Raw genomic sequence first — 5,543 nt, 5'->3', positions numbered from 1 at the left:
CCGCTCGCCCGCCGCACGTCTCTGCCGGGTGCGGCGGGCGGGGCGCAGGACGAGCGCGGCGGGGCCGCGAGCGGCCTTTCAGGCTTCCTGCACTTTCAGCGTCATCCCGTCCACCGCCACTACCCGCACGTGGCTGCCGGCAGGCAGGTCCGGGCCGGCCACCACCCAGAACGCATCGTCGATCTTGGCCCGGCCGGCGCCGTTGGCGATGGCCTGGTCCAGCACCACCACGCGCCCGATCAGCTGCTCGGCGCGGCGGTTGAGCAAGGGCTGGTCGCTGGGCCGCGCGCGCCTGCGGAACCAGGTGCGGTAGATCTGGATCGAGACGAAGCTGAGCGCCACGAACAGCACCACCTGCATCAGCACGGCCAGCCCGTCGTACGCCCATACCACCAGGAACACCGCGCTCGCGGCGAAGCCCATCCACAGCATGAACGCGCCCGGCGCCATCGCCTCGGCGGCGAACAGGATCACCGCCAGCGCCGCCCAGGCCACCACCTCCCAGCGCATGGCTCAGCGCCCCAGTGGCGGCGGGTTGCCGCGCGACGGCGCTGCCTTGCGCTCTTCCTGCTTGGCGAACGCCTCACGGGCCAGTTCGGCGACGCCGGCGATGGAGCCGATCACGCCGCTGGCTTCCATCGGCATCAGCACCAGCTTCTGGTTGGGCGAGCTTGCAAGTTCGCGGAAGGCTTCCACGTACTTCTGCGCGACGAAGTAGTTGATCGCCTGCACGTCGCCCTGGGCGATGGCCTCGGACACCATGGCCGTCGCCTTGGCCTCGGCCTCGGCCAGGCGCTCGCGCGCCTCGGCGTCGCGGAACGCGGCTTCCTTGCGACCCTCCGCTTCCAGCACCGTGGCCTGCTTCTCGCCTTCGGCGCGCAGGATTTCCGACTGGCGCGAGCCCTCGGCCTCGAGGATCTGCGCGCGCTTCTCGCGCTCGGCCTTCATCTGCCGCGCCATCGAATCGACCAGGTCGCGCGGCGGCTGGATGTCGCGGATCTCGATGCGGTTGACCTTGATCCCCCACGGATTGGTCGCGTGGTCTACCACGCTCAGCAACTGCGCGTTGATGGTCTCGCGCTGGCTCAGCGATTCGTCCAGGTCCATCGAGCCGATCACGGTGCGGATGTTGGTCTGCACCAGCGCGATCATCGCCACCTCCAGGTTGGCGACCTCGTAGGCGGCCTTGGCCGCGTCCAGCACCTGGAAGAACACCACCCCGTCCACGCGCACCACCGCGTTGTCCTTGGTGATGACATCCTGGCTGGGCACGTCCAGCACCTGCTCCATCATGTTGACCTTGCGGCCGACGCCGTAGACCACCGGGATCAGGAAGTGCAGGCCGGGCGACATGGTGTGGGTGTAGCGGCCGAAGCGCTCCACCGTCCATTCATAGCCCTGCGGCACCATGCGCACCGTCTTGAACAGGACGATGGCGCCGGCCACGAGCACCACCAGCGCGAGAAAAGCGGCACTGCTACCCATCAGTACACTCCTTGTTAAAACCGTAGTCTTTCCCGGCCGAGTATAGCCAGCCCACCGCGGCTAGAACGGCAGCCGGCCGCGCAGTACCTCGGCGAACATCACCCAGTCGCCGGCGAAGGAATACAGCGGATGGCTGAATGTGGCCGGACGGTTCTTCTCGAAGAAGAAGTGCCCCACCCAGGCGAATCCGTAGCCGCAGAACAGTGCCGCCAGCGCCCACTGCCAGCGCCCGGTCATCAAGGCGGCCAGCAGGCACAGCAGGGCGGCGCTGCTGCCGAGCACATGCAGCCGGCGGCAGGTGCGGTTGCGGTGTTCGCGCAGATAGAACGGATAGAACTCGCGGAAGCTGCCGAAACGGGCCATGGCGCATCCCTCGACGGGCGATGCGCGCAGCATAGCGCCCTAGACCGTACCGCCGCGCGGGCCGGCCATGATCACGCCCATGCCCAGCAGGCACAGACCGGCGCCGAGCAGGTCCCAGCGGGTCGGCGCCACGCCGTCCACCCGCCACAGCCACAGCAGCGCGACGCAGACATAGACGCCGCCGTAGGCGGCATAGACGCGGCCGCTGGCGGTCGGGTGCAGGGTCAGCAGCCAGGCGAACAGGGCCAGGCTGGCCGCCGCCGGCAACAGCAGCCAGGCGCTGCCGTTCTGGCGCAGCCACAGCCAGGGCAGGTAGCAGCCGACGATCTCGGCCAGCGCGGTCAGCAGGAACAGCGCCAGCGTCCTGGTCACGGCGCGCCCTTCTCGTCGCGCTTGACCGCCCGCCACAGCGCTTCCTGCTGGTCCAGGTCCAGCGCGGCCATCGCCTGCCCGCGCCCGGCGGCCAGGGCCTCCATGGCGCGGAAGCGGCGCTCGAACTTCTGGTTGGCCCGGCGCAGCGCGCTGCCGGGGTCCACCTTGGCATGGCGGGCCAGATTGGCGCAGACGAACAGCAGGTCGCCGATCTCGTCTTCCAGCCGCGCATGGTTTTCCAGATAGGCGGCCGTCTCGAACTCGGCCTGCACCTCGTCGACTTCCTCGCGCAGCTTGTCCAGCACCGGCGCGACGTCGGGCCAGTCGAAGCCGGTGCGCGCGGCGCGCTTCTGCAGTTTCAACGCGCGCTGCCACTCGGGCAGCCCACGGGCGATGCCGGCCAGCGCCGAGCCATCCGTGTCGCCCGCGTCGGCGCGCTCGCGCTGCTTGATCTGTTCCCAGTTGGCGACGACCTCGCCCGCATCGTCGGCCTGCGCATCGCCGAAAACGTGCGGATGCCGGCGCAGCATCTTGCCGCTGATCGCCGCGACCACGTCGGCGAAGGCGAACGCGCCCTGCTCGCTGGCCATCTGCGCATGGAACACCACCTGCAGCAGCAGGTCGCCGAGTTCGTCCTTCAGGTCGGCCAGATCGTTGCGGTCGATCGCGTCGGCGACCTCGTAGGCTTCCTCGATCGTGTACGGCGCGATGGTCGAGAAATCCTGCTCCAGGTCCCACGGGCAACCGCCCTGCGGATCGCGCAGGCGCGCCATGATCCGCAGCAGGGTGCCGATGTCGCCCGGCTCGCCCATGCCGCCGGTGCCGCTCACAGCCCGGCCACCCAGTCGCGCCACGGCAGCGCCGGATCGCCCAGCGCGACGAAGTCGCCATTGAGCAGGCGTGGACGCTGGTTGTAGTGGAACGGCTCGCCGCTGTCGGCGGCCAGCAGCGCGCCACCGGCCGCTTCCAGCACGCACTGCCCGGCGGCGGTATCCCATTCGCTGGTCGGGCCCAGGCGCGGGTACACGTCCAGCGTGCCTTCGGCGATGCGGCAGAATTTCAGCGAGGAACCCTGCGCGACCAGTTCGATCTCGCCCATGCGCGCGAGCAGTTCACCGGTGCGTGCATCGCGGTGCGAACGGCTGGCCGCCACCCGCAGCGGCAGCGCCGGCGGCCGCCGGGTGATGATCGCGTCCTCGCGCCCGCCCTCGCGGCGCCAGGCGCCATCGCCACGGGCGGCGTGCCAGACGATGCCGGTCACCGGCGCCTGCACCACGCCGAACACCGGCACGCCGCCGCGGATCAGCGCGATGTTGACGCTGAATTCGCCATTGCGCTTGATGAACTCGCGGGTGCCGTCGAGCGGATCGACCAGCCAGTAGTCCTGCCATTGGCGCCGGGTCTCCCACGGCAGCTGCGCCGATTCCTCGGACAGCACCGGCAGGTCCGGGGTCAGCTGCGACAGGCCGCGCACGATCACCTCGTGCGCGGCCAGGTCGGCGCTGGTGAGCGGGCTCTGGTCGTCCTTGTGCGCGACGTCGAAACCTTCGGCATAGACCTGCATGATCGCCGCACCGGCCCGCTGGGCGATGGCGATGACGGCTTCGCGAACGGCCGTGTCCAGGGCGCTCATCGCGTCTTCCCCAGCCATTCGCGGGCGATGAACAGGGCGGCCAGCGAGCGGCCTTCGGAGAAATCCTCGCGCAGCATCAGACCGTCCAGGTCGGCCAGTTTCCAGGGCACCACTTCCAGCTCCTCGGGTTCGTCGCCGGCAAGGCGTTCGGGGTAGAGATCGCGCGCCAGCACCAGCCACGACTGGTGGCTCATGTAGGTCGGCGCCAGGGTCAGGGTGCGCAGCACGTCGATGCGGCGCGCACCGTAGCCGGCTTCCTCCTTGAGCTCGCGGTCGGCCGCCTGCTCCGGCGTCTCGCCGTCATCGATGCGGCCTTTCACCAGTCCGAGCTCGTAGCGGTGCAGGCCGGCCGCGTATTCGCGCACCAGCAGCACCGTCTCCTCGTCCAGCATCGGCACCACCACCACCGCGCCGTGTCCGCGGCTGACCAGCCGCTGGAAATGGCGGCGCTCGCCGTTGGAGAACTCCAGGTCCAGGTGTTCCTGGTGGAACGGACCGATGTCCTCTTCCCGCACGCGGTGGATGACCGGAAGCCGCCGGCTCATGCCCGGCACCGGGCGGAGGGAGGGCGGATCGCTAGAATGCGCACTGGCAGATACGTTTCCATGAGCCCGAAATGCTAGCAGACCCCGCCGTCACGACGTCGATCCCGCCTCGAGGAAGCCGCGCATGCGCCTGACCCGCTGCCCTGTCGAACTGCCGCTGCGCATCGGGCAGACCTTGCCGCTGCCGGAGGAAGCCGCCAATCACCTGGTGCGGGTGATGCGCCTGCGCGAAGGTGATGCCTGCGTGCTGTTCAACGGCGATGGCAGCGATTACACCGCGACGCTGGTCGCGGTGGGCAAACGCGAGGTGCAGGTGCGCATCGACGCCGCGCAGGCGCTGGACAACGAATCGCCGCTGGCCATCACCCTGCTGCAGGGCATCGCCCGCGGCGAGAAGATGGACCTGATCCTGCAGAAGGCCACCGAACTGGGCGTGACTGCCATCGTGCCGGTGAACGCCGAACGCACCGAGGTGAAGCTTGACGCCGCGCGCGCGGAGAAGCGCATCGCGCACTGGCGCAGCGTGATCGGCTCGGCCTGCGGCCAGTCGGGCCGCGCATGCCTTCCTGCGCTGTCGCCGCCGCAGGCATTGGCCGCCGCGGCCGCGATGCTGCCCGCGCACAGCCTGCGCCTGACCCTGGACCCGCAGGGCGAGCACCGCCTGTCCGCACTGCCGCCCGCGCCAGCCGGCGGCGTGGTGATCGCCATCGGTCCGGAAGGCGGCTGGTCGCCGCGCGACCGCCAGCAACTGGCCGACGCCGGCTTCCAGGGACTGCAGCTGGGCCCGCGCATCCTGCGCACCGAAACCGCCGGGCTGGCCGCCATCGCCGCATTGCAGGCGCGCCTGGGCGACCTGTAGAGCGGCGCAACGCTACGCTGCGGCATTACCGCGCCAGCCCCGCCGGGCGCTGCCCGGCGCTACAGGGCCACAGCGTTCCATCCTCCTGTAGAGCGGGACAACGCCCCCGGTGCGGCATCACCGCGCAAGCCCCGCCGGGCTCTGCCCGGCGCTACAGGGCCGCAGCGCTCCATCCTCTTGTAGAGCGGGGCAACGCCCCGCTGCGGCATTACCGCGCCAGCCCCGCCCGGCGGTGGCCGGCGGGACCGGGCCGCCGCGCGGCCCCCCCGTGTAGCGCGGGGGGGCG

The 5,543-nt window shown here is 70.4% G+C and carries 8 protein-coding genes; 1 reads left to right on the top strand and 7 read right to left on the bottom strand.

The window, feature by feature from the left end; genetic code table 11:
* Positions 1-78 precede the first annotated feature (78 nt).
* From QMX80_RS18010 to nudE, 7 genes are read right to left on the bottom strand one after another with little or no spacing between them, the layout of a single operon-like run.
* Positions 79-510, bottom strand: a complete 432-nt coding sequence (locus QMX80_RS18010) for an NfeD family protein (protein ID WP_055771200.1) — start codon at positions 508-510, stop codon at positions 79-81.
* 3 nt (positions 511-513) lie between these two features.
* A complete protein-coding gene (locus QMX80_RS18005; RefSeq protein WP_282278545.1) occupies positions 514-1,485 on the bottom strand; it encodes an SPFH domain-containing protein in 972 nt (323 codons plus the stop codon).
* Between the two features lie 60 nt (positions 1,486-1,545).
* Complete coding sequence (locus QMX80_RS18000; protein ID WP_055771896.1) at positions 1,546-1,848, bottom strand: DUF962 domain-containing protein; 303 nt, start codon at positions 1,846-1,848, stop codon at positions 1,546-1,548.
* A gap of 39 nt (positions 1,849-1,887) precedes the next feature.
* Positions 1,888-2,220 (bottom strand): YnfA family protein, encoded by a 333-nt coding sequence (locus QMX80_RS17995; protein ID WP_055771209.1) that lies wholly within the window; start codon positions 2,218-2,220, stop codon positions 1,888-1,890.
* Positions 2,217-3,032, bottom strand: a complete 816-nt coding sequence (gene mazG, locus QMX80_RS17990; RefSeq protein ID WP_282278547.1) for a nucleoside triphosphate pyrophosphohydrolase — start codon at positions 3,030-3,032, stop codon at positions 2,217-2,219. The genes QMX80_RS17995 and mazG overlap by 4 nt, the downstream gene beginning before the upstream one ends.
* A 14-nt stretch (positions 3,033-3,046) precedes the next feature.
* Positions 3,047-3,853, bottom strand: coding sequence for a 3'(2'),5'-bisphosphate nucleotidase CysQ (gene cysQ, locus QMX80_RS17985; RefSeq protein ID WP_282278541.1), 807 nt, complete (start codon positions 3,851-3,853; stop codon positions 3,047-3,049).
* Entirely contained in the window at positions 3,850-4,398 is a 549-nt protein-coding gene (nudE, locus tag QMX80_RS17980) for an ADP compounds hydrolase NudE (protein WP_055771215.1), read from the bottom strand. Before nudE ends, cysQ begins: the two co-directional genes overlap by 4 nt.
* 124 nt (positions 4,399-4,522) lie before the next feature.
* Here nudE and QMX80_RS17975 point away from each other — a divergent pair, with 124 nt between their 5' ends.
* Positions 4,523-5,257 carry a 16S rRNA (uracil(1498)-N(3))-methyltransferase gene (locus tag QMX80_RS17975; RefSeq protein ID WP_282278540.1) on the top strand — a complete coding sequence of 245 codons (735 nt, stop codon included), beginning with the start codon at positions 4,523-4,525 and terminating at the stop codon, positions 5,255-5,257.
* Positions 5,258-5,543 lie beyond the last annotated feature (286 nt).

The sequence above is a fragment of the Stenotrophomonas sp. PS02297 genome, assembly GCF_029959705.1.
Classification (GTDB): domain Bacteria; phylum Pseudomonadota; class Gammaproteobacteria; order Xanthomonadales; family Xanthomonadaceae; genus Stenotrophomonas; species Stenotrophomonas nitritireducens.
The sequence above is the reverse complement of the archived record's forward strand: the minus strand, read 5'-3'. Positions and strand labels throughout refer to the sequence as shown.

What these genes read in the sequence shown, in the direction of transcription:
- QMX80_RS18010 (WP_055771200.1), bottom strand. Translation starts at nt 510, where the DNA reads ATGCGCTGGGAGGTGGTGGCCTGGGCGGCGCTGGCGGTGATCCTGTTC.
- QMX80_RS18005 (WP_282278545.1), bottom strand. Translation starts at nt 1,485, where the DNA reads ATGGGTAGCAGTGCCGCTTTTCTCGCGCTGGTGGTGCTCGTGGCCGGC.
- QMX80_RS18000 (WP_055771896.1), bottom strand. Translation starts at nt 1,848, where the DNA reads ATGGCCCGTTTCGGCAGCTTCCGCGAGTTCTATCCGTTCTATCTGCGC.
- mazG (WP_282278547.1), bottom strand. Translation starts at nt 3,032, where the DNA reads ATGGGCGAGCCGGGCGACATCGGCACCCTGCTGCGGATCATGGCGCGC.
- cysQ (WP_282278541.1), bottom strand. Translation starts at nt 3,853, where the DNA reads ATGAGCGCCCTGGACACGGCCGTTCGCGAAGCCGTCATCGCCATCGCC.
- nudE (WP_055771215.1), bottom strand. Translation starts at nt 4,398, where the DNA reads ATGAGCCGGCGGCTTCCGGTCATCCACCGCGTGCGGGAAGAGGACATC.
- QMX80_RS17975 (WP_282278540.1), top strand. Translation starts at nt 4,523, where the DNA reads ATGCGCCTGACCCGCTGCCCTGTCGAACTGCCGCTGCGCATCGGGCAG.